The sequence below is a fragment of the Methylobacterium sp. Leaf100 genome (assembly GCF_001422845.1).
GTDB lineage: Bacteria > Pseudomonadota > Alphaproteobacteria > Rhizobiales > Beijerinckiaceae > Methylobacterium.
Genome location: NZ_LMMW01000006.1, coordinates 17,999 through 39,045, shown reverse-complemented (window position 1 = coordinate 39,045; position 21,047 = coordinate 17,999). Strand labels below are relative to the sequence as shown.

Annotated in this window: 15 protein-coding genes; 9 read left to right on the top strand and 6 right to left on the bottom strand. The window is 68.2% G+C overall.

Annotated elements, in window-relative coordinates:
* Window positions 1-26: 26 nt before the first annotated feature.
* A complete protein-coding gene (pdeM, locus tag ASF25_RS05925) occupies window positions 27-740 on the top strand; it encodes a ligase-associated DNA damage response endonuclease PdeM (protein ID WP_056167453.1) in 714 nt (237 codons plus the stop codon).
* Window positions 741-816: 76 nt separating this feature from the next.
* Here the strand turns inward: pdeM and ASF25_RS05920 are convergent, their stop codons facing one another.
* Both ASF25_RS05920 and ASF25_RS05915 read right to left on the bottom strand, forming a co-directional pair.
* Window positions 817-1,269, bottom strand: coding sequence for a DUF3429 domain-containing protein (locus tag ASF25_RS05920; protein ID WP_056167449.1), 453 nt, complete (start codon window positions 1,267-1,269; stop codon window positions 817-819).
* A 129-nt stretch (window positions 1,270-1,398) separates the two neighbouring features.
* Window positions 1,399-4,674 carry a tetratricopeptide repeat protein gene (locus ASF25_RS05915; protein ID WP_056303866.1) on the bottom strand — a complete coding sequence of 1,092 codons (3,276 nt, stop codon included), beginning with the start codon at window positions 4,672-4,674 and terminating at the stop codon, window positions 1,399-1,401.
* A gap of 291 nt (window positions 4,675-4,965) precedes the next feature.
* On the opposite strand from ASF25_RS05915, the gene ASF25_RS05910 reads away from it, so the two are divergent.
* The 3 genes from ASF25_RS05910 (at window position 4,966) to ASF25_RS05900 (ending at window position 8,721) form a co-directional block, all read left to right on the top strand.
* Complete coding sequence (locus ASF25_RS05910) at window positions 4,966-6,753, top strand: acyl-CoA dehydrogenase C-terminal domain-containing protein (RefSeq protein ID WP_056303865.1); 1,788 nt, start codon at window positions 4,966-4,968, stop codon at window positions 6,751-6,753.
* 163 nt (window positions 6,754-6,916) lie between these two features.
* Window positions 6,917-8,125 (top strand): acetyl-CoA C-acetyltransferase, encoded by a 1,209-nt coding sequence (locus ASF25_RS05905; protein ID WP_056261147.1) that lies wholly within the window; start codon window positions 6,917-6,919, stop codon window positions 8,123-8,125.
* Between the two features lie 113 nt (window positions 8,126-8,238).
* Window positions 8,239-8,721, top strand: coding sequence for a hypothetical protein (locus ASF25_RS05900; protein WP_056167438.1), 483 nt, complete (start codon window positions 8,239-8,241; stop codon window positions 8,719-8,721).
* 93 nt (window positions 8,722-8,814) lie between these two features.
* On the opposite strand, the gene ASF25_RS05895 is transcribed toward ASF25_RS05900, so the two are convergent.
* A complete protein-coding gene (locus tag ASF25_RS05895) occupies window positions 8,815-9,639 on the bottom strand; it encodes an EAL domain-containing protein (RefSeq protein ID WP_056303863.1) in 825 nt (274 codons plus the stop codon).
* A 112-nt stretch (window positions 9,640-9,751) separates the two neighbouring features.
* On the opposite strand from ASF25_RS05895, the gene ASF25_RS05890 reads away from it, so the two are divergent.
* A complete protein-coding gene (locus ASF25_RS05890; protein ID WP_056303861.1) occupies window positions 9,752-11,956 on the top strand; it encodes a 3-hydroxyacyl-CoA dehydrogenase NAD-binding domain-containing protein in 2,205 nt (734 codons plus the stop codon).
* Window positions 11,957-12,007: 51 nt separating this feature from the next.
* Here ASF25_RS05890 and moaB read toward each other — a convergent pair whose 3' ends face one another.
* The 3 genes from moaB to ASF25_RS05875 all read right to left on the bottom strand — a co-directional run bounded on the left by moaB (window position 12,008) and on the right by ASF25_RS05875 (window position 14,485).
* Entirely contained in the window at window positions 12,008-12,565 is a 558-nt protein-coding gene (gene moaB / locus ASF25_RS05885; protein ID WP_056167739.1) for a molybdenum cofactor biosynthesis protein B, read from the bottom strand.
* A 24-nt stretch (window positions 12,566-12,589) separates the two neighbouring features.
* Entirely contained in the window at window positions 12,590-13,495 is a 906-nt protein-coding gene (locus ASF25_RS05880; protein WP_056167429.1) for a neutral zinc metallopeptidase, read from the bottom strand.
* Between the two features lie 99 nt (window positions 13,496-13,594).
* Window positions 13,595-14,485: a uracil-DNA glycosylase gene (locus ASF25_RS05875; RefSeq protein WP_056303860.1), complete on the bottom strand. Its 891-nt coding sequence runs from the start codon at window positions 14,483-14,485 to the stop codon at window positions 13,595-13,597.
* A 211-nt stretch (window positions 14,486-14,696) separates the two neighbouring features.
* On the opposite strand from ASF25_RS05875, the gene ASF25_RS05870 reads away from it, so the two are divergent.
* The 4 genes from ASF25_RS05870 (at window position 14,697) to ASF25_RS05855 (ending at window position 21,046) form a co-directional block, all read left to right on the top strand.
* On the top strand, window positions 14,697-16,358 hold the full coding sequence (locus ASF25_RS05870) for an electron transfer flavoprotein-ubiquinone oxidoreductase (protein ID WP_056303857.1): 1,662 nt from the start codon (window positions 14,697-14,699) through the stop codon (window positions 16,356-16,358).
* A gap of 159 nt (window positions 16,359-16,517) precedes the next feature.
* Entirely contained in the window at window positions 16,518-18,359 is a 1,842-nt protein-coding gene (locus ASF25_RS05865) for a tetratricopeptide repeat protein (RefSeq protein WP_056167419.1), read from the top strand.
* Between the two features lie 88 nt (window positions 18,360-18,447).
* A complete protein-coding gene (locus tag ASF25_RS05860) occupies window positions 18,448-19,323 on the top strand; it encodes a 4-(cytidine 5'-diphospho)-2-C-methyl-D-erythritol kinase (protein ID WP_056303855.1) in 876 nt (291 codons plus the stop codon).
* Between the two features lie 121 nt (window positions 19,324-19,444).
* A complete protein-coding gene (locus ASF25_RS05855; protein ID WP_056303854.1) occupies window positions 19,445-21,046 on the top strand; it encodes an EAL domain-containing protein in 1,602 nt (533 codons plus the stop codon).
* Window position 21,047: the final 1 nt, after the last annotated feature.

Here is a 21,047-nt window from a genome sequence, read left to right as displayed (position 1 = left end):
GCTCACCCGATGACGAGGATGCGGTTTTGGCGCTCGGCGCACGACTCGAGAAGACCACGAAGGCCCCCGGCCTGACGCTTGCCGGCGAACACCTCACCCTCGACCTGTGCGGCGGCCTGTGGCTGGCCGCCCACGGCACCCTCATCGTCTCCGATCTCCACTTGGAGAAGGGCTCGGCGTTCGCGGCGCGCTCGGGCCAGTTCCTGCCGCCCTACGACACCCGCGAGACCCTGGCCTGTCTACACGAGGTGGTGGCCCGCCTCGACCCGGCCCGCGTCGTGGCTCTGGGCGATTCGTTTCACGATGCGCGCGGGCCGGATCGCATGGAGCCGGGCGACCGCGCCATGGTGGCGGCCCTGCAGGAGGGGCGCGACTGGGTCTGGATCGCCGGCAACCACGATCACGCCGTGACCGAGGGGGTGGGCGGGCGCTACGCCGAGATCCTGACGCTCGGCGGCCTCACGCTCCGCCACGAGCCGACCCCCGACGCGGTGGACGGCGAGGTGTCCGGTCACCTGCATCCGTGCGGCAAGGTCGCCATGCGGGGTCGGGCCGTGCGTCGCCGCTGCTTCGTCACCGACGGTCGCCGCCTCATCATGCCGGCCTTCGGCGCCTATGCGGGGGGTCTCAACGTGCGCAATCCGGTGTTCGAGCCGCTGTTTCCGGCGGGCTTCACCGCGCATCTCCTGGGGGATGGGCGGGTCTTCGCCATCGGGAAGTCCATGCTGGCGAAGGACTGATCGTCAGGGTACGCGAGGCACCGTTTCTCGCATCGGCTCTCACGGAAGCCGACGACAAGCTCCCACACCGGGAGTTCTACGCCGCGACGAGGAGGGACGCCCCGGCCACGACCGATAGGACGAGCCGGAGACGGCCCAGCCACACGGGCACGAGGCCGCGGCGTGGAAGATCCTGATCGATGAAGCCCCAGGCCAGGACGAGGCAGCCGAGCGTCCGCAAGTCCCATGGGGCCGGCATGGCCAGGGCCGCCCAGGCCAGGAGGGACGGCACGATGGCGATGGCGTAATCGGCCCCGCCACCGCCGCGTGCCGCAGCGGCGCCCCAGCGGATTCCGCCGAGGAACGAAGCGATCACCGCCCCGTAGGTGGACAACACCATGCGCGGATCGAGGCCGATGGTGCTCAGGCCCGCATTGCCACCGCTGACGGAGAGAAACGCGAAGCCGAGGAACGGGATCAGGCCGGCGATCCCGAGGATCACCGCCGCCGGTGGCACCGTCGTCACCCGCACCCTCGGCCCTCCCGTCATCCGTGAATCCCATTCGGGCCGGCCCCCGCCGTCCGCGAGAAAGCGTCCGCCATCCAAACGCCTCGGGGCGCCCGAGGAAAGGCGGCAGATACCCGCACGCGCGACAGGATGGACGCGTTGTGACAATTCTCAGCTGCGTCGCGGCGGGGTGACCGGAGCCGGGGGCGTCGCCCCGAGCAGGGTCATCGTCCGAGGCGCAGTTAAAGCCGTGGGGGCCTCGTTGGTGGCCGGATCGGGCACCTTGGCCTTGAACGCGGCGACGAGGGCCCGCGCCGTGGCGAGGTCCTTCGGTTCGAGTTTGGCCGCCACGTCGTCACGCTTCTTGGCCGCGTCGGCATCACCCTGCGCACCGGCAGCGGAGAACCACAGGAAGGATTGCTGGAGGTCCTGTTGCACGCCGAGGCCGCGGGCGTAGAGCACCGCGAGGTTGTACTGGCTGTCGCGCAGGCCGTACTCGGCCGCGCGCCGGAACCATTGCCCCGCCGTGGTGTAGTCCGGCTTGCCCGAGGCCGTGGGTGTCTCCGCATGGATCACCGCGAGGTTGTGCATCGCCCTTGCATTGCCCTGCTCCGCCGCGCGTCCGTACCAGAGTTTGGCCTGGGCGAGGTCGCGGGGCACGCCGAGTCCCTTCTCATGGAGCCCGCCGAGCTTGTACTGGGCCGGCGCGTAGCCGGCCTGCGCGAGCTTGTCGTAGAGCTTGTGCGACAGGGCGAGGTCGCGCGTCACGCCGCGCCCGTCGGCAAAGCGCGCGGCGAGGTCGTAGACGGCCGTGCCATCACCCTCGATGGCGGCCTGACGCAGGGAGGCCAAGTTTGCCGGAACGGCGGTGAGATCGGGCGACAGGGCCGCCATCGCAGTCACCTGCGGGACGATCCGGTTCGTGCCCGATCGGACGGTTTCGGCCTTGGCACCATCGACCCGGGCGGGGTCGGTCTTCGCCGAATCCGTCTTCGTGGCGTCGGCTTTGGCCACCTCTTCCTTGAGCGAGGCCGGATCGGCGAGTGACTGGGTGGTGACCGGGTCCGGGAGGCCGGAGGCTGCGCCCGCGGGTGTTTCGGTCCTCGGGGCCTCCGCCGATGCGGCGACGGTCTCGCGGGCCGGGCCTCGGGTTCCGATGGCCTGAAGCGCACCGAGGGCGAGGATGATGGCGGCGAGCCCGAGAAGCAGGGGCTTGCGGCGGCGATCGAGTTCAGCGCGCAGGCGGGCGAACCGGGCGTTCAGCGGAGCCGACGCGACCGCCTCGCTCGAGGAGGACGCATCGGAGCCGTGCCGGGCACGGGGCGCCTGCACGGTACCGGATGCCTCCGCCTGCGCCACCTGAGCGGCGCGACGAGCGGCGGCGATGAAGCTGGACTTGATGTCGCCGTCGAGGGCGGCGGACGCGTTGGGCTCCGCGTCCTCGGTGATCGGGTCGCGTCCGGGCCGCCGGGCCCCGGGCTCCAGGGGAAGGTCGCCCAGAACGGCGTCGGCGATGGGACGTTCCGTCGGGCGGACGCTCGCTCGCGCGATCGGCTTGCCGGCGAATCTGGCCGCAGACTTGGTCGGGGGCATGCCACCGGTGCCGAGGAGACGCTCGGCCGGTGTTTGCGTCTCGGACGACATCGGTCCGGATTCGGTCGATCCGACCCGTCCGGCAAGGCGTTCGAGGATCGAGTGGACTCCGACCAGGGTCGATTGCAGGCGCTGCTCGGACGCGAATTGCTGGTCGCGCAGGTCGGCGAGGCCGGCCTGGAGGCGAACGAGGTCGTTCCCATCCGTCTGGGTCTCGACGGATCCGTGGCGGCCGGTCCGCTCGATCAGCGGCGCTTCCTCACGCAGGGCGGAGACTTGAGCCAGCAGGTCACCCATGGTGCGTTCCAAACCGGCGAGGGCCGGGTCGCTGTCGCGGGTGTCGATACGGGCGGCGAGCGCCAGAACCTGATGCTCGAGGGAATCGAGCCCCTCCGCCGAGACGGTGTCCGACGTCCCCATGCGGTCGACCTTCACGGACAGGTCGTGCAGCATACCGTGGATGGCCGCCAGGTCGCCGTCCGGCAACACGGGCCGGCGCAGGGTCGCGCCGAGGCCTTCGAGACGCTCGATGAGGTCGCCGACGGGGTTGACGTGGACGGCATCGACCTTCGCCGACAACGCATCGATCCGATGGATGATCGCGTCCGAGTTCGGGCCGCCATTCAGGGCGGAGCCGTCGCGCAGGGCGTCGAGCTTCGCCGCCATGGCGTCGATCCGGTCTTCGAGGCCGCCCGGTGCGGGGCGGTTCAACCCCGACCGGATCTCCTCAAGCAGAGGACGCAGTGAGGCCACGCCCGAATCGGCCCCGACGCCGGTCTGGAGGCGGGCGATCTCGGCGCTGATCGCAGCGACGCCGGAGGCCAAGGTCTCGATGCGCTCGGGCGCGGCGAGCCCCGCGATTGCGGTGCGGATGTCGTGGAGTTCACGAAAGAGTTCGTCGAGGGCCTCGCGATCGGCAAAGGCGTCCGGGCCGTTGCTCAGGACGGCATCGACCCGCGCTCCGAGGGTCTCGAGGTCGGCGGCGAGGCGGGTCTGCACCTCACGGGCCGTGTCGCCGCACAAGCGGCCGACCTCGGCACGGATGCGATCGAGAGGTGCCGTCACGGCGGAGAGGTCGGCCTGTGCCGGGGCGCCGTCGACGCCCGTGGCGAGGGCGTGCATCGCCTCCTCGAGGACGCCGACCTCACGGCCCGTCGCCACGCCGTCGAGGGAGGCGCGCAGGCGGCTGGTCTCGCTGCGCAGTTCACCGATGACCGTGGCGATGGGGGCAGGGCCGGTATCGAGTTCGCGCTGGCGCTGGCGGATCTCGCTCACCGCATCCCGAACTTCGAGGGCGGCCGAACGGCCGCGCCGACCGATGGGACGGGGCGCGACGACCTGCTCGCCGAGTTCCGCCACGCGTCGTTGGAGGTCAGCGATGGTGCGGCTGGCCGCCGCCTGTGTGGCCGTCTGCTCCTGAGCGATCCGTCGATCGATGGCATCGAGGCGCTGCATCATCTCCGCAAGCGCCTGCGCCGTCGCGTCGGGCGTCGGCGTTGCGGTCGCGGGCGCCTCGGAGCCCGCTTCGGCGGCCTCGGCGCCGGGCGCCGGCTTTGCGTCGGGGAGTGGCGCCGGCGGCGCGGTCTTCGGTGCCGGCTTCGACGGGTTCTCGCGACTCGCCTTCGCAGTCCCCTGTCGGGGTGCTTTGGCGGGGGCCGCGCCGGGCGGTGTGGCGGGGGCTTCCCGGGTCGTTCCGGAAGAAGCGTCGCGTTGCGGCGCGGCCACGTCATCCGGGGTGACGATGGAGGCGATCCAGGTCTCGACGGGGATGCCGGCCCGCCGGGCCACATCGCGCGCGGCGTCGAGGATGTCCGGGTCGAAGCCGTCGAGATCGATGGGGGCGGAGCGTGTCATCGTCTAACCTGATGCGGCGAGGTCCGGTCTCGATGCGCGGCGCCGGCCCCCGGCGGATGATGGCGCGGGTCCACGTCGGATCGTCTGACCCGACCTTTAACTTTCTTGGTAAATAGCGGGTTAACCGAAGCCGCTTCCGAAGCCGCGCCGCGGCCGACTTCGACATTCGGTTTCCCAACCGTTTCCTCTTTCCGCTCGCCTCAGGATGGTTTAGATATGAACCATCCATCGAGCGGTACCGCGATCCGGTCGGATGCGCGTGTCGCCGTGACCAGGGAAGGACGCTGTGCGATGCCGAGCTACAAGGCGCCGGTCGAGGACGTTCTGTTTCTTCTGAACGACGTTCTCGGGTTCCAACGCTACAGCAATCTCCGGGGCTTCTCCGATGCTTCGCCCGACGTGGTCGAGGCCGTCCTCGGCGAAGGGGCGAAGCTCGCCGAGGAGGTGTTCGCCCCCTTGAACGCCGTCGGCGACCGCGAGGGCTGTACCCGCCAGGCCGATTCCGGTGTCACCACGCCGAAGGGGTTCAAGGCCGGCTACGACACCTACGCGGCCGGCGGCTGGATGGGATTGTCCGTACCGGAGGAGTTCGGCGGACAGGGCCTGCCCCATACCCTCAACACGGCGATCTCTGAGTTCGTGTCCGGCGCGAACCTGGCGCTCGGCATGTATCCGGGCCTGACCCAGGGTGCCATGGCGGCGCTGCTCGTCCACGGTTCGGACGCGCAGAAGGCGATGTACCTGCCCAAGATGGTCGAGGGCGCCTGGACCGGTACCATGAACCTCACCGAGCCCCATTGCGGCACGGATCTGGGCCTCCTCAAGACCAAGGCGGTGCCGAACGGCGACGGCTCCTTCAATCTCACCGGCACCAAGATCTTCATTTCGGCCGGCGAGCACGACCTGTCCGAGAATATCGTGCACCTCGTCATTGCCCGCATCGAGGGCGCACCGGCGGGCACCAAGGGCATCTCGCTCTTCGTGGTGCCGAAATTCCTCGTGAACGCCGACGGCTCGGTGGGTGAGCGCAACCCGGTCTCGTGCGGCTCCCTCGAGCACAAGATGGGCATCCACGGCAACTCGACCTGCGTGATGAACTACGACGGCGCCAAGGGCTGGCTCGTCGGCCAGGAGAACCGCGGCCTCAACGCCATGTTCGTGATGATGAACGAGGCCCGCCTCGCCGTCGGCGTCCAAGGCCTCGGCCAGTCCGAGGTCGCCTACCAGAACGCCGTGGCCTACGCGAAGGACCGCCTGCAGGGCCGGTCCCTCACCGGTGCCAAGGCCCCCGACAAGGTGGCCGATCCGATCATCGTCCACCCCGACGTCCGCCGCACCCTCATGGGGATCCGGGCCTTCAACGAGGCCGGTCGCGCCCTCGTGCTGTGGACCGCGCTCCAGGCCGATATCGGCCACCGCTCCGAGGACGCGGCCGAGCGGCAGCGCGCAGAGGACCACATGGGCCTGATGACTCCGGTGGTGAAGGGCGTGCTCACCGATCGGGGCTTCGCCAATGCCGTGGAGGCCCAGCAGCTCTTCGGCGGCCACGGCTACATCGAGGAATGGGGCATGTCGCAATTCGTGCGCGATGCCCGCATCGCCATGATCTACGAGGGCGCCAACGGCATCCAGGCCATGGACCTCATCGGGCGCAAGCTTCCCAAGGATGGCGGCCGCGCCATGATGGGCTTCCTGTCCGAGGTCCAGACCTTCCTCAAGGATCACGGCGAGGACGAGGGCATGAAACCCTTCGCGGCGCCGCTCCAGGCCGGGCTCGACGACCTGCAGGGCGCAACGATGTGGTTCATGCAGAACGCGTTCTCGAAGCCCGACAATGCGGGAGCGGGTGCCACCGACTACATGCACCTCCTCGGCCTCGTCGCCATGGGCTACATGTGGGCGCGCATCGCCAAAGCGGCGCTGGCCAAGCAGGCCGAGGCGGCGAGCAGCCGCATGGCCGACAAGCTCGTCGTCGGGCGGTTCTACATGGAGCGGATGCTGCCCGAGACGGCCATGCGGCTCGTTCGAATCAAGGCCGGTGCCGAAACCACCATGGCGCTGAGCGCCGAGGCTTTCTAAGAAGGCGCCGTTGCCTCTCCTCTCTGCGGGAGAGGGTGGCCCGGCCGGAAAGGCCGGGTCGCTGGGGGGAGCGCCGTCCCTGGAGATGTCGCGCTCCCCTCGCCCGGCTCACTGACGTTCGCCGCCCTCCCCGCGGAGGGAGGATGGAAACAAGGAAGCGCGCATGCCCGAGGCCTATATCTACGATCACGTCCGCACCCCGCGCGGTCGCGGCAAGCCCGATGGCGCGCTGCACGAAGTGACGGCCCTGCGCCTCGCCGAGATCACGCTGCGTGCCCTCAAGGATCGCAACGGCCTCGACACCAGGCGCGTCGACGACGTGATCCTCGGCTGCGTCGATCCCGTCGGCGAGGCCGGCGGCGACATCGCCCGTGCCGCAGCCCTCGTGGCCGATTACGGCACCCACGTTCCCGGTGTGCAGATCAATCGCTTCTGCGCCTCGGGCCTCGATGCTGTGAACTTCGCCGCGGCCCAGGTGATGGCCGGCCAGCACGACATGACCATCGGCGGCGGCGTCGAATCCATGAGCCGCGTCGGCCTCGGCGCCTCGGGCGGCGCCTGGCCCGTGGACCCCGCCATCGCCATCAAGTCCTGGTTCATGCCCCAGGGCGTGTCGGCCGACCTCATCGCGACGAAGTACGGGTTCTCCCGCGCCGAATGCGATGCCTACGCCGTCGAGTCGCAGAAGCGCTCGGCCGCATCGTGGGCCGAGGGTCGGTTCGGCGATGCCGTCGTGCCGGTGCGCGACATCAACGGGATCACCCTGCTCAGCCATGACGAGCACATGCGGCCCGCGACCGACATGCAGTCGCTCGGACAGCTCAAGGCGTCCTTCGTCCAGATGGGGCAGATGGGCGGCTTCGACGCGGTCGCCATCGATGCCCACCCGGATGTCGAGGCCGTGGATCACGTCCACCATGCCGGCAACTCGTCGGGCATCGTCGACGGAGCGGCCGCCGTGCTCATCGGTTCGCGCGAGGCCGGCGACGCTGCGGGCCTGAGGCCGCGGGCGCGGATCCGTGCCTTCGCCAATATCGGCTCCGACCCGGCCCTGATGCTCACCGGCCCCGTCGACGTCACCCGCAAGGTGCTGGCGCGGTCGGGCCTGAGCCTGTCGGACATCGACCTGTTCGAGGTCAACGAGGCCTTCGCCGCCGTCGTGCTCCGCTTTCAGCAGGCGTTCGACCTCGATCCGGCGCGGGTCAACGTCTGCGGAGGCGCCATCGCCATGGGGCATCCGCTCGGTGCCACCGGAGCGATGATCCTCGGGACCGTCCTCGACGAGCTGGAGCGCACCGGGAAGGAGCGCGCCCTCGTCACGCTCTGCATCGGCGCGGGCATGGGCACGGCGACCATCATCGAACGGGTGTGATGCCGGGTCCCGGCCACGGGGCGACAAACCCTTCGAAACACTGGTAGACGGCGGCGCCCGTCGCGTTCTTCGCGATGGCGCGCAAGCCTAGAACAATCGGGAGAAACGCCACGATGACGCGCCTGCTCGCCACCCTGTGCCTGACCACCGCCCTGTGCCTGCCGCTCAGTGCCCGCGCGGACGATGCCTCCGACCGCGTCGGGGTGGCCAAGGATCTGGTCCAGAAGACCCTGATCAAGAACCTCGAGACCGGGTTCACCGGCGCCCTCGAGAAGACCGTCGCGTCGATGCCCGAGGACAAGGCCGAGGCCGTGCGCAAGGAAGTGCGCGCCGAGTTCGACAAGCAGCGCGAGGTGATGATCGAGGGTTTGTCGAAGGCCTACGCCGAGAAGTTCACCCTGGATGAACTCAAGCACCTCAGCGGCATCTACGACGACAAGACCTACCAGAAGTTCCAGGCGGTCAACGCCGACCCGGCGTCGAGCGTCACGGCGATTTCGCAGGCCTCGGTGACGAAGCTCCTCAACATGCTCGCCATCGCGCAGGCGGGGGACAGCAAGGCCGGCGCGCCGCCCCTGCCGATGCCGGCACGCTAGGACACGCCGGCACCCGTGTCGGCCTCGCCCATGACCGAGACCCCACGCCACCCGGGCGGACCGGATCGGGTTCGCCCAATCCGGTCGGGCGGCTCAGGCGACCATGTCTCGGGCGAACGCAACGTCTTGGGCGAACGCAATTTCTTGGGCGAACGCAACGTGAGTCGGGAAACCGGCCACGGCCGGGAGGTGTTCGAGATGCGGCCGCGCGAAGTGGTAGCCCTGGAACAGCGTCGCTCCGAGGCCCCGGAGGGTCGCGAACTCGGCTTCCGTCTCGATACCCTCGGCGATCACGGCCAAGCCGAGGCCCCGGGCGATCCCGATGAGGCCGCCGACGATGATCTGTCGACGGTGATCGGTATCGATGCCGCGCAACAGATCCATGTCGATCTTGATGAGGTCAGGCTGGAAGTTGGCCAGCAGGCTCAGGCCGGCGAAGCCCGCGCCGAAATCGTCGAGCGCCGTGAGGAAGCCCTGCTTGCGGTACTCGGCGACGATGCGGGTGACATGGGCCGTATCGCGGAACTTCTCGTTCTCCGTGAACTCGAACATGATCCGATCATGGGCGAACCCGGCCCGGCGTGCGGCCTCCAGGGACGAGCGGATGCAGGCTGCCGGTTCATAGACCGCGTTCGGCATGAAGTTGATGGACAGCTTGGTCCGGTCGTCTGCGGGGAACAGGCGCCCCGCCAACTCGATCGCCTTGACCCGTGCCGCCTGGTCGAAGCGGTAGACCGTCTCCGGGGTCACGCGGGCCAGAATGGAACCGGCGGATTCACCGCCGGTGCCGCGAACGAGCGCCTCGTAGCCCCAGACGCGCTCCGTCTCGATGTCGAGAATCGGCTGGAACGCCATGGTGAAGGTGAAATCGAGCTCGGCGCCCTCGCGGCAACCCTGGCAGCCGATCCGTCCTGTCATCGTGATCCCTTGAAGGTTCGCATGGGCCCCTACTCCACCCGACTGCACCCCTAAGTTTTGATTTTGGCTTAAGGCAGCCAGCCCGAGGCCACCCCAAACCCGAGGATCAGCCATGGATCTCACCAATTTCCGTTTCGAGACCGATGCCGACGGTGTTGCGCTGGCGACGTGGGACATGCCTGGCCGCTCGATGAACGTCTTTACGAATGCGGTGATGGACGACCTGCACGCTGTCATCGACGCGGTGGTGGCGGATCCCGCCATCAAGGGCTGCGTCATGACTTCGGGGAAGGACAACTTCTCCGGTGGCGCCGATCTCACCATGCTTCAGGGGCTCGGCCGCGCCTTCGAGGCGCTCAAGGTCGAGCGCGGCGAGGAAGAAGCCATGCGGCACTTCTTCGAGGAGTCGCGAAAGCTCACCCTGCTGTTTCGCAAATTGGAGACCTGCGGCAAGCCCTTCGCGGCGGCGGTCAGCGGCATCTGCCTCGGTGGTGCCTTCGAACTCGCGCTGTCCTGCCATCACCGCGTCCTGTCGGATGATCCGAAGACCCGCGTCGGCTTGCCGGAAATCAAGGTCGGCCTGTTCCCGGGCGCCGGCGGCACCCAGCGCGTGCCCCGCCTGATGCAGACGGGCGATGCCCTGCAGATGCTGTTCAAGGGCGAGCAGATCCGGCCGCTCATGGCTCGGAACATGGGCCTCGTCCACGAGGTCGCGGGCAAGGACGAGATCGTGGCGAAGGCCAAGGCCTGGATCCTCGGCGGCGGCTCGGCGGTGGCTCCGTGGGACGTGCCGAAGTTCAAGGCGCCGTCCGGCAAGGTGTACTCGCCCGCCGGAATGATGACCTGGCCGCCCGCCAATGCCATCTACCGTCGCGAGACCCACGACAATTATCCCGCGGCCAAGGCGATCCTGGGCGCTGTCTACGAGGGACTGCAACTGCCCATGGACTTGGCCCTGCGGGTCGAGAGCCGATACTTCGCCAAGATCCTGCGGTCCACGGAAGCGGCGGCGATGATCCGCACCCTGTTCCTGTCCATGGGCGAGTTGAACAAGGGGGCTCGTCGGCCGAAGGATGTCGCCCCCACCGCGGTGAAGCGGATCGGCGTCGTCGGCGCCGGCTTCATGGGGGCGGGCGTCGCCTACGTCTCGGCCAATGCCGGCCTCGACGTGGTGCTGGTCGATCAGTCCACGGAGGCGGCCGAGAAGGGCAAGGCCTACGCCCATAAGCTCGTCACCGACCAGATCAACAAGGGCCGGGCCAAGACGGCAGACCGCGATGCGCTCCTCGCGCGCATCACGACGAGTGCGGACTACGCTGCCCTGTCCGAGTGCGACCTCGTCATCGAAGCGGTCTTCGAGGATCCGGCGGTGAAGGCGGAGGTCATCGGCAGGGTCGAAGCTGCGATCCGTCCCGACGCCATCTTCGCCTCCAACACCTCGACGTTGCCGATCACCGGCCTCGCGAAGACGTCCGCGCGGCCGGAGAACTTCGTCGGCATCCACTTCTTCTCGCCGGTGGAAAAGATGATGCTCGTCGAGATCATCAAGGGCGACCAGACCGGCGACACGGCCCTCGCCACGGCCATCGACTTCGTCCGCGCCATCAAGAAGACCCCCATCGTCGTCAACGATGCGCGCGGGTTCTTCGCCAACCGCTGCGTCGGGGCCTACCTTCTCGAAGGCCACACCATGCTCAACGAGGGTATCCCGGCGGCGATGATCGAGAATGCCGGACGGCAGGCCGGGATGCCGGTCGGACCGCTGTCGCTCACGGACGAGGTGGCGGTCGATCTGGCCTTGAAGATCGTCAAGGCGACGGAGGCGCAACTCGGCGCCGGGTCCATCGATCCGGCGCAGAAGGCGCTCCTCACCACCTTGGTCGAGGGCGAGGGCCGCCTCGGGCGCAAGAACAAGCGTGGCTTCTACGATTATCCGGACGGGGCACCGAAGCGCCTGTGGCCCGGCCTCAAGGATCTACAGGCGACCCATGTCGATGCGGAGGCCGTCGACTTCACGGAACTGAAGCAGCGCCTCCTCGTGGTCCAGGCGTTGGAGGCGGCCCGCACCGTCGGCGAAGGCGTCGTCACCGATCCGCGCGAGGCCGATGTCGGCTCGATCCTCGGCTTCGGTTTCGCCCCGTTCACCGGCGGCGCCCTGTCGTACATCGATTTCATGGGCGCCAAGGCCTTCGTGGCCCTGGCGCAGGGGCTGGAGGCCAAGCACGGACCACGCTTCGCCGTGCCGCACAATCTCCTCGCCATGGCCGAGCGGGGCGGGACGTTCTACGGCGACGCGGCCGCCCGCAAAGCAGCCTGAAAACGCGGAAGGGCGTGCATCTCCATGCACGCCCTTCCTTAAGGCCCCGTCTCAGACCGTGATGGATGCTCCGCGCCGGAGATGTTCGTCCAGCCTCGGCATGATCTCGACGAAGTTGCAGGGCCGGTGCCGGTAATCGAGTTGGGCGGCCAGGATGCCGTCCCAGGCATCCCGGCATGCGCCGGGCGAGCCCGGCAGCACGAACACGTAAGTGGCGTTCACGACGCCCGCCGTCGCCCGCGACTGGAGGGTCGAGGTGCCGATCTTGTCATACGAGATCCGATGGAACACCGCCGAGAATCCGTCCATCCGTTTCTCGAACAGCGGCTCGATGGCCTCCGGCGTCACGTCGCGCCCGGTGAAGCCCGTCCCGCCCGTGGTGAGGATCACGTCCACCGCCGGATCCCGTGACCAGGCATCGACCTGCCCGCGGATCCGTTCGACCTCATCCGGTACCACGGCACGGGCCGCGAGGGTGTGACCGGCCGCGGTGAGGCGGTCGCGCAGGGTGTCGCCGGAGCGATCCTCGTCCAGGGAACGCGTGTCCGATACGGTGAGCACCGCGATGGCGAGGGGAACGAAGCTGCGGGTCTTGTCGGATGCGACCATGGCGTTCGTGACCTCCGAGGGCATTCAGTTCCGGGCGGCCCGGAACGTATCGCAGGATTTTGTCTGGCCGCTCTTGTAGCCGGTCATGAACCAGCGCTGGCGCTGCGCCGACGACCCGTGTGTGAACGAGTCCGGCACGGCGTAGCCCTGCGACTGCTTCTGCAGCCTGTCGTCGCCGATGGCGCTGGCGGCGTTCATCGCCTCCTCGATGTCGCCCGGCTCCAGGGAATTGTACTTGTCGTTGGAATTCTTGGCCCATACGCCGGCGAGACAATCGGCCATGAGCTCGACACGCACGGAGAGTTGGTTCGACTCGACCTTGCTCGATGCGGCCTGCTGGCGGCCCTGGACCTTGCCGAGGATGCCGAGCTCGTCCTGGACGTGGTGCCCGACCTCGTGAGCGATGACGTAGGCGTAGGCGAAGTCGCCCTTCACGCCGAACTTCTGCTCCATTTCCTTGAAGAAGGACGTGTCGAGATAAACCTTCTTGTCGAGCGGGCAGTAGAACGGCCCCATGGCGGCCTGGGCCGAGCCGCAGCCGCTGCGGGTGCCACCGGTGTACAGCACCATGCCGGTCGGCCGGTACTGCTTGCCGGTCTGATTGGGAAGGATCTCACGCCAGACATCCTCGGTGTTGCCGAGGATCGCGGCGGCGAAGCGCCCGCTCTCGTCCGTTGGCTTGGTCTTGCGCTGCGCCTGCGTCTGAGGGTCGACCTGCTCCTGCCGCGGCCGCCCGCCCCCGGTCATCTGCTCGGCCCCGCCGATGAGGACCGCCGGATTGATGCCCGTGACCCAGCCGATGATGCACAGGATGACGATGGTTCCGATGCCGAGTCCGCCGGCGCCGCCGCCCGGGAAGCCGCCCCCGCCGCCACCTTCGCCGCGACGGTCCTCGACGTTGTCCGAACTACGGAAATCTTCCCAGCGCATGTGCTCTCACCACTCGTTCCGGACCGCGGACGGACGCCACCCCTGCGAAGTAATCTCCGCCTGTCACATACAGTTCCGCTTGGGGTCTCCGTACCGAGGTTAGGCCTTGCCGTCGAGGGCGGCACGAAGGGTGCGAAAATCTCGCCAGGCCAGTCGCTTCTGCAGCGGCTGGCGCAGCAGGTAAGCCGGATGGAGGGTCGCCAGAACGCGGATCTCGCGATCCCCGACCCGGTAGGGGAAGAACCGGCCCCGCGCCTTGAGGATCCCGTCCTTGGTGCCGGTGATCGCCTGGGTGGAGGGACTGCCGAGGCAGACGATGAGGTCGGGCGCCGCGAGTTCGATCTGCCGCTCGATGAACGGCCTGCAGATTGCAACCTCCTGGGGCGTCGGGTTGCGGTTGCCGGGCGGGCGCCACGGCACGATGTTGGTCACGTAGGCGCTCGTCCGGTCGAGGCCGATCGCCGCCATCATCCGATCCAACAGCTTGCCCGAGCGGCCCATGAACGGCTTACCGACCCGGTCCTCGTCGGCGCCCGGCGCTTCGCCGATGAACATGAGCTTCGCTGCCGGATTGCCGTCGGCGAAGACGAGGTTCTTTGCCGTGAACTTGAGCGGACAGCCGTCGAAGCCGCCGAGAAGCGCTTCCAGTTCCTCGAGGGACGTGACGTCCTTTGCCCGCGCCCGCGCATCGCCGGCCGCTTCGCCAGGACGGGCGGCGGCGGATTGGCCGTAGGTCCCGGCTTGGGGAGGCGCCTCGCCGCGTGGCGGCGATTCGCGACGGAGCGCCGTCGTGGCGGGCTCCCGCCGCGCAGGATGCTCCGGGAGCGCCCCGTGTTCCGGCTCCGGCGTCGACACCATGGGACGTGCCGGGGCATCCGCTTCCGAGAAGCGGTCGTGGGGGTGCTCGTCGAGCATGAGATCGACCCCCGCCGCGACATGGAAGTCGAGGGCGGCGATGAGATCACGCTGGCGTTCGTCGCTCGCAGTCATGAGGTGAGATGTGGCGTGTTCGTCGCCTGTGGACAACGGGGGCGCGGCGTCCCGGCGACCCGATCCTCCGCTTTCGCACGGCGCGACTCTTCATCACGACACCGCGCAGGGAGCGCAGGCCGCTTGCGTTCCCATCTTGGAATCGGTTGAGAGTGATCTGAACCAATTCACGGGACCCGCCGGACGGCGGGCGTGACAGGAGGATGACGGAATGGCGCTGCCCGAACGCGAGGGGATGGATTTCGACGTGGTGATCGTCGGCGCCGGGCCGGCGGGCCTCGCCGCCGCCATCCGCCTCAAGCAGTTGTCCGCCGACGTCAGCATCGTGGTGGTCGAGAAGGGGTCCGAGGTCGGCGCACACATCCTGTCGGGCGCCGTCGTCGATCCGGCGGGCCTCGACGACCTCCTGCCCGCGTGGCGCACCGATCCAGACCGGCCTTTGAAGACCGCGGTCGAGCGCGACGAGTTCATGTTCCTGACGAAGAACAGCGGCGTGACCATGCCGAACCTGTTCTTCCCGAAATTCATGTCCAACCATGGCAACTTCGTCGGCTCGCTGTCGAACGTGACGAAGTATCTCGGCGCCCAGGCCGAGGCGCTCGGCGTCGAGATCTACCCGGGCTTTCCGGCCTCCGAGGTGCTCTACGACGACCGGGGCGTGGTGGTCGGCATCGCCACGGGCGATCTCGGCATCGGCCGCTCGGGCGAGCCACGGGACGACTACACCCGCGGCATGGAGCTGCGCGGCAAGTACACGATCTTCGGAGAGGGCGCCCGCGGCTCCCTGACGAAGACGCTCATCGACCGATTCAAGCTCAACGCCGACAGCGACCACCAGAAGTACGGTCTCGGCGTCAAGGAGTTGTGGCAGCTGAGCCCAGACAAGTTCCAGGCCGGCCTCGTCCAGCACACCATGGGATGGCCCCTGCCGAACAAGGCCGGCGGCGGCTCGTGGCTCTACCATTTCGACGACCACCTGCTTTCGGTGGGGTTCGTCACGCACCTGAACTACGAGAACCCGACCCTATCGCCGTTCGACGAGTTCCAGCGCTTCAAGACGCACCCGATGATCGCCGAGAACTTCGAGGGGGCCAAGCGCATCGGCTACGGCGCGCGGGCCATCATGGAGGGTGGTTGGCAGTCGGTGCCGAAGCTCGTGTTCCCCGGCGGCTGCCTCGTCGGCGATTCCGCCGGCTTCGTGAACGTGCCGCGCATCAAGGGATCGCACAACGCCGTGCTCTCGGGCATGCAGGCGGCGCAGGCCATCGCGCAGGCCCTCGAATCCGGCCGCCAGGGGGACGAACTCACCGCCTACGAGAACGGCTGGCGCGACAGCGCCATCGGCCAGGACCTCAAGCGCGTGCGCAACGTCAAGCCGCTCTGGTCGAAGTACGGCACCCTGGTGGGTGTCGGCCTCGGCGGCGCCGACATGTGGGCCAACACCCTGCTCGGGACGTCCCTGTTCGGCACGCTCAAGCACGGCAAGCCGGATCACGCCTGTACCAAGCCGCTCGCCGAGGTGACGCCCATCGTCTACCCGAAGCCGGACGGCAAGCTGACTTTCGACCGCCTCTCGTCGGTGTACCTGTCCAACACCAACCACGAGGAGGATCAGCCGCCCCACCTCAACGTGAAGAACCTCGACCTGCAGAAGGCATCCGAGCACGATGTCTACGGCGGACCGTCGGCGCGCTATTGCCCGGCCGGCGTCTACGAGTGGGTGGCGGATGCGGCCCAGAGCGACGGCGTGCGCTACCAGATCAACGCGCAGAACTGCGTCCACTGCAAGACCTGCGATATCAAGGACCCGAACCAGAACATCAACTGGGTGACGCCGGAGGGCCCGGGCGGTCCGAACTACCCGAATATGTGATCGCCGCGCGGGAGGGATGGGTGAGGCCTTGGGGTCGCCCTCCCCGCGCTCGGGGCGGCATCCTTATGCCTTGCAGGGATGATGGGAAGAGTTCAGTGTCCCGCCCGATCGAGCGCCGGCCCCGATCGAGCCGGTGCGCAGAAGCCCTGAACGGTGCCCATGAACGGAAACGCCGCGACTCGCCGAGCCCTGTCGGCCCTCGCTTTCTGCCTCGCGGCGACTGTGCCGACGCACGCGGCGCAACCCCGTGAATCGACGCCGCTGCCGGAGTTCGAGCCCGCGGAATCCCTGGAAGGCAACTTCCTCGCGGCCTACATCGCCGGTGCCTCGAAGGACACGGCGGCGGCGGCGAGCTTCTACCGCGAGGCCGTGAAGGCCGACCCGCGCAACGCCGAGCTGCTGGAGCGCGCCTTCGTGTCGCTCCTGGCCGACGGGTCCCTACCGGACGCGTTCCGCGCCGCAGAGCGCCTGACGACCCGCGACGGTGCCAACGGTCTCGCTCAGCTCGCGCTCGGCGTCCGGCAGATCAAGGCCGGTCAGTTCGCCCAGGCCCGTCAGAACTTCGCCCGCAGCGGCCGGGGTGCCGCCGCCGATCTCACCGGCACCCTCCTCACGGCCTGGGCCTTCGCCGGGGCCGGTGACGGCAAGCGCGCCCAGGAGACCATCAACAAGCTCAAGGGCGAGCGAACCTACAACACGTTCCGGGATTACCACGCTGGCCTGATCGCGGCGCTGACCGGTGACCAGGCCGAGGCGGAGCGCCGTCTTAAGGCGGCCTACGACGGCGACCGCAACACCCTCCGGGTGGTCGACGCCTATGCGCGGTTCGAGGCGCAGGCGGGGCGCACGGATCTGGCGATCCAGGCCTACACCGAGTTCGACAAGCTGTTGCCACGCCATCCCGTCGTTCGCGATGCGCTTACCAAGCTGAAGGAGGGCAAGCCCCTCACCCGCCTCGTCAATACGGCGCAGGAGGGAGCCGGCGAGGTGCTCTATGGGCTCGGTTCGGCGGGCTCGACGCAGGGCGACGAACTGCCGGCGGTGGTCTATCTGCGCCTCGCCCTCTATCTCGCACCCGAGCACGCCCTGGCTCGCCTGACCCTGGCCGACATCCTCGACCGGATGAAGCAGCCGGAGCGCGCCAACGAGGCCTATGCCCAGATCCCGGCGAACTCGCCGCTGCGCCTCAATGCCGACGTGCAGATCGGGCTCAACCTCGAGCAGATGGGCAAGGGCGACGAGGCGATCCAGCACCTCGATGCGGCCATGAAGGCTCATCCCAACGACATCGACGTCATCACGGCGCTCGGCAACGTTCAGCGCTCGCGCAAGAAGTACGAGGAGGCGGCCGAGACCTACAGCCGCGCCATCGCTCTCATCGGCGACCAGCCGGCGGCGAACTACTGGACGACGTTCTACTTCCGCGGCACCGCCTACGAGCGGGCCAAGCAGTGGAGCAAGGCCGAGGCCGACCTGAAGAAGGCTCTGGAACTCGTGCCGGCCTCGCAGCCGGGTGCCCGCGCCCAGGTCCTGAACTACCTCGCCTATTCGTGGGTCGACCAGAACATCAACATCGACGAAGCCTTCACCATGCTGAAGCAGGCCGTGGACGCCAGCCCGCGCGATGGGATGATCATCGACAGTCTCGGTTGGGCCTATTTCCGCCTCGGGCGTTGGGATGAAGCCATGCGCGAGTTGGAGAAGGCCATCGAGCTCAAGCCCGGCGACCCGACGATCAACGACCACCTCGGCGATGCCTATTGGCGCGCCGGCCGCCGTCTGGAGGGCAAGTTCCAGTGGCAGCACGCCAAGGACCTGAACCCCGAACCGGAGGAACTCGAGAAGATCAACGCCAAGCTCAAGGACGGCCTCCCGGAACTCGACAAGCCGGCCGCCACGGCCGAGAATCCGCCCGAGGGGAAAGCCAATCCCGAACTGCCTAAAGGCGCTCCGGCTCCGAGCGAGCCTCCGGGCGCGGCTGACAAGAAGAGCGGCGGCTGATCGAGTCCGTCACGGCATCGGACTTGACGTGGGCAGGGGCGCAGGGCCAGACCGGCGCCCCGATCCCCTGAACAGCCGTCGAGAGCCCGTGCCAATCCTCGTCACCCGCGCTCCGGCGAAGATCAATCTCACCCTGCACGTTCTCGGGCGCCGCGCCGGGGACGGTTACCACGAGCTCGAAAGCCTCGTTGCGTTCACCGGCGCCGGCGATACTCTGTCGCTTCATCCGGGCGAAGCGCTCGCCCTCGAAGTGTCGGGGCCGACGGCGGGTCCGGCCGGCCCCCTCGACGACAACCTGGTGATCCGGGCCGCCCGTCATCTCTCTAGGCGCCGGCCCGGTCTTCGACTCGGGACGTTCCATCTCGTCAAGCGCCTCCCCGTGGCGGCGGGCATCGGCGGCGGCTCGTCGGATGCGGCCGCTGCCCTGCGGCTGCTCGGCCGCAGCAACGGCCTCGACCCCACGGATCCCGATCTTCTGGACGCAGCGCGCGCAACGGGCGCCGACGTTCCCGTCTGTCTCGATCCCCGGGCCCGGATGATGCGAGGGGCTGGCGAGACCATTGGGGCCGCCCTTGGGATCGCTCCCCTCCCGGCGATCCTCATCAACCCCGGCATCCCCGTCGAGACGGCACCGGTTTTCCGCGCCTTGGGGTTGATGGTGGGTGAGCGGTATCGACCGGGGACGCATCCGGAGATCGCCGAGGGCGTGGATGCCGAGGCGGTGGTGGCGTCGATCGGCCCGGCCCGCAACGATCTCGAGGCGCCGGCCCTCGGTCTCGCCCCGGTGATCGGTGAGGCGCTCCAGGCCCTGTCGGTCGAGGCCGGTTGCCGACTGGCGCGGATGTCCGGGTCGGGTGCGACGGTGTTCGGCCTCTTTGTCGATCGCTCCGCCGCGGTACGGGCCGCGCGCCGTATCCGTGACCGTCATCCGCAATGGTGGGTGAAGCCGTCCTTGCTACGGTAGGCTAGCAGAGCGGTTCCATCGCCCACGAAATATTGGTCAAAGTCCGCAGAACAGTCGGTCTTTTACCGAGACGAAAGGGTCTTGTCGGCACTGTCACTCTGAGGAATTGGCAGAGGGTCAGATGAAGCAAGCCTCATGGGGCGAAGGGGAATTGCGTGAGGCCCTGTGCCTCATGATGATCGGCGTCTGCATCTGGATTGCCGGCACCCAGCTCGGGATGTTCGACTACCTCCTGCATTTCACGACCTTTCATCACCTCCACGACCTTCTCATGCTCGCGATCTGCATGTGTTTCGGCCTGGTGGTCGCCTCGATCCGCAAGTCGTTCAAGCTTCGTCAGGCCATGATGGCCAGGGATTTCGCCCGCGATCGCGCGGAATCCGCGGCTCGGCACGATGCGCTGACAGGCCTCGCCAACCGGCGGTTCTTCAAGGAGACCCTGGACGTTCGGCTGTCGAGGCCCGGCCCGGCTGCCATCGCCGTTCTCTTGATCGATCTCGACCGCTTCAAACCCGTGAACGACGTCCATGGCCATGCTGCGGGTGATGCCGTTCTCTGCGCCGTCGCCGATCGGATGCGCGCCCTGGTTCCGCAAGGCGGATTGATCGCGCGTCTCGGCGGCGACGAATTCGTCGTCATGATCGACTACGGTGAGGACAGCGAAGCCGTTCCCCGGTTCGCCCAGCAGATCATCTCCGCCCTGTCGAAGCCGGTCGTCTGGGAGCAGAGCCGGGTCGAGGTCGGTGCCACCATCGGCATCGCCCTCGCCTCGGAGAGCGGCTCCGATGCCGTCTCGCTCCTGCATGCCGCCGATGTCGCCATGTATCAGGGCAAGCGCGAAGGCCGCGGCAACTTCCGGTTCTTCCATCTCGACATGGGCCACGCCCTGAAGGTTCGGGCCCGCATGGAGGCAGATCTGCGCCTCGGCATCGAGCGCGGCGAGATCGAGCCGTTCTACCAGCCCGTGGTGCAACTCCCCGGCCGCGAGCTGATTGGATTCGAGGTGCTTGCGCGATGGCGCCATCCCGAGCAGGGCCTTCTGGGACCGGCGGAGTTCATCTCGCTGGCCGAAGAGACCGGCATGATCGCCGACCTGAGCTGGGCACTCATGCGCAAGGCCTGCACCGACGCCCGGTCGTGGCCCGGCCACCTGCAACTCGCCGTCAACATCTCGCCGCTGCAACTTCAGGACAAGCAGCTGCCGGAGCGTATCCTCGCGATCCTGACGGAGACCGGCTTCGCCCCGGGCCGTCTCGAGATCGAGATCACGGAGACCGCCCTGGTCAACGATCTGGAATCCGCGCGGGTGGCCCTGAAATCCCTCCAGAACTTCGGCGTGCGTATCGCCCTCGACGATTTCGGCACGGGTTATTCGAGCCTCTACCACCTGCGCGAGTTGCAGTTCGACAAGCTGAAGATCGACCGCAGCTACGTGGCCTCGATTCCCCTCGGCGAGGATCGGGCCAAGCTCGTGGATGCCATCATCGCCCTCGGATCGAGCCTCGGCCTCTCGACCACGGCCGAGGGCATCGAGACCGCGTCGAGCGTCGGCTGGCTCGCGGATCAGGGCTGCACCTACGGGCAGGGCTACCTGTTCGGCAAACCGATGAACAAGGCGACGACGGACGGCCTGCTGACCCAATGGTCTGACGCTGCCGGCAACATCGTCATCGCGGAGACCGGCAAGGACCAACTCACGCTGCCGAAAGCGGTCGCCGCCTGAA

Excerpts from the sequence above, each read along its gene's own strand:
- ASF25_RS05920 (WP_056167449.1), bottom strand. The coding sequence starts at position 1,269 with ATGACGGGAGGGCCGAGGGTGCGGGTGACGACGGTGCCACCGGCGGCG.
- ASF25_RS05915 (WP_056303866.1), bottom strand. The coding sequence starts at position 4,674 with ATGACACGCTCCGCCCCCATCGATCTCGACGGCTTCGACCCGGACATC.
- ASF25_RS05910 (WP_056303865.1), top strand. The coding sequence starts at position 4,966 with ATGCCGAGCTACAAGGCGCCGGTCGAGGACGTTCTGTTTCTTCTGAAC.
- ASF25_RS05905 (WP_056261147.1), top strand. The coding sequence starts at position 6,917 with ATGCCCGAGGCCTATATCTACGATCACGTCCGCACCCCGCGCGGTCGC.
- ASF25_RS05900 (WP_056167438.1), top strand. The coding sequence starts at position 8,239 with ATGACGCGCCTGCTCGCCACCCTGTGCCTGACCACCGCCCTGTGCCTG.
- ASF25_RS05895 (WP_056303863.1), bottom strand. The coding sequence starts at position 9,639 with ATGACAGGACGGATCGGCTGCCAGGGTTGCCGCGAGGGCGCCGAGCTC.
- ASF25_RS05890 (WP_056303861.1), top strand. The coding sequence starts at position 9,752 with ATGGATCTCACCAATTTCCGTTTCGAGACCGATGCCGACGGTGTTGCG.
- moaB (WP_056167739.1), bottom strand. The coding sequence starts at position 12,565 with ATGGTCGCATCCGACAAGACCCGCAGCTTCGTTCCCCTCGCCATCGCG.
- ASF25_RS05880 (WP_056167429.1), bottom strand. The coding sequence starts at position 13,495 with ATGCGCTGGGAAGATTTCCGTAGTTCGGACAACGTCGAGGACCGTCGC.
- ASF25_RS05875 (WP_056303860.1), bottom strand. The coding sequence starts at position 14,485 with ATGACTGCGAGCGACGAACGCCAGCGTGATCTCATCGCCGCCCTCGAC.
- ASF25_RS05870 (WP_056303857.1), top strand. The coding sequence starts at position 14,697 with ATGGCGCTGCCCGAACGCGAGGGGATGGATTTCGACGTGGTGATCGTC.
- ASF25_RS05865 (WP_056167419.1), top strand. The coding sequence starts at position 16,518 with ATGAACGGAAACGCCGCGACTCGCCGAGCCCTGTCGGCCCTCGCTTTC.
- ASF25_RS05855 (WP_056303854.1), top strand. The coding sequence starts at position 19,445 with ATGAAGCAAGCCTCATGGGGCGAAGGGGAATTGCGTGAGGCCCTGTGC.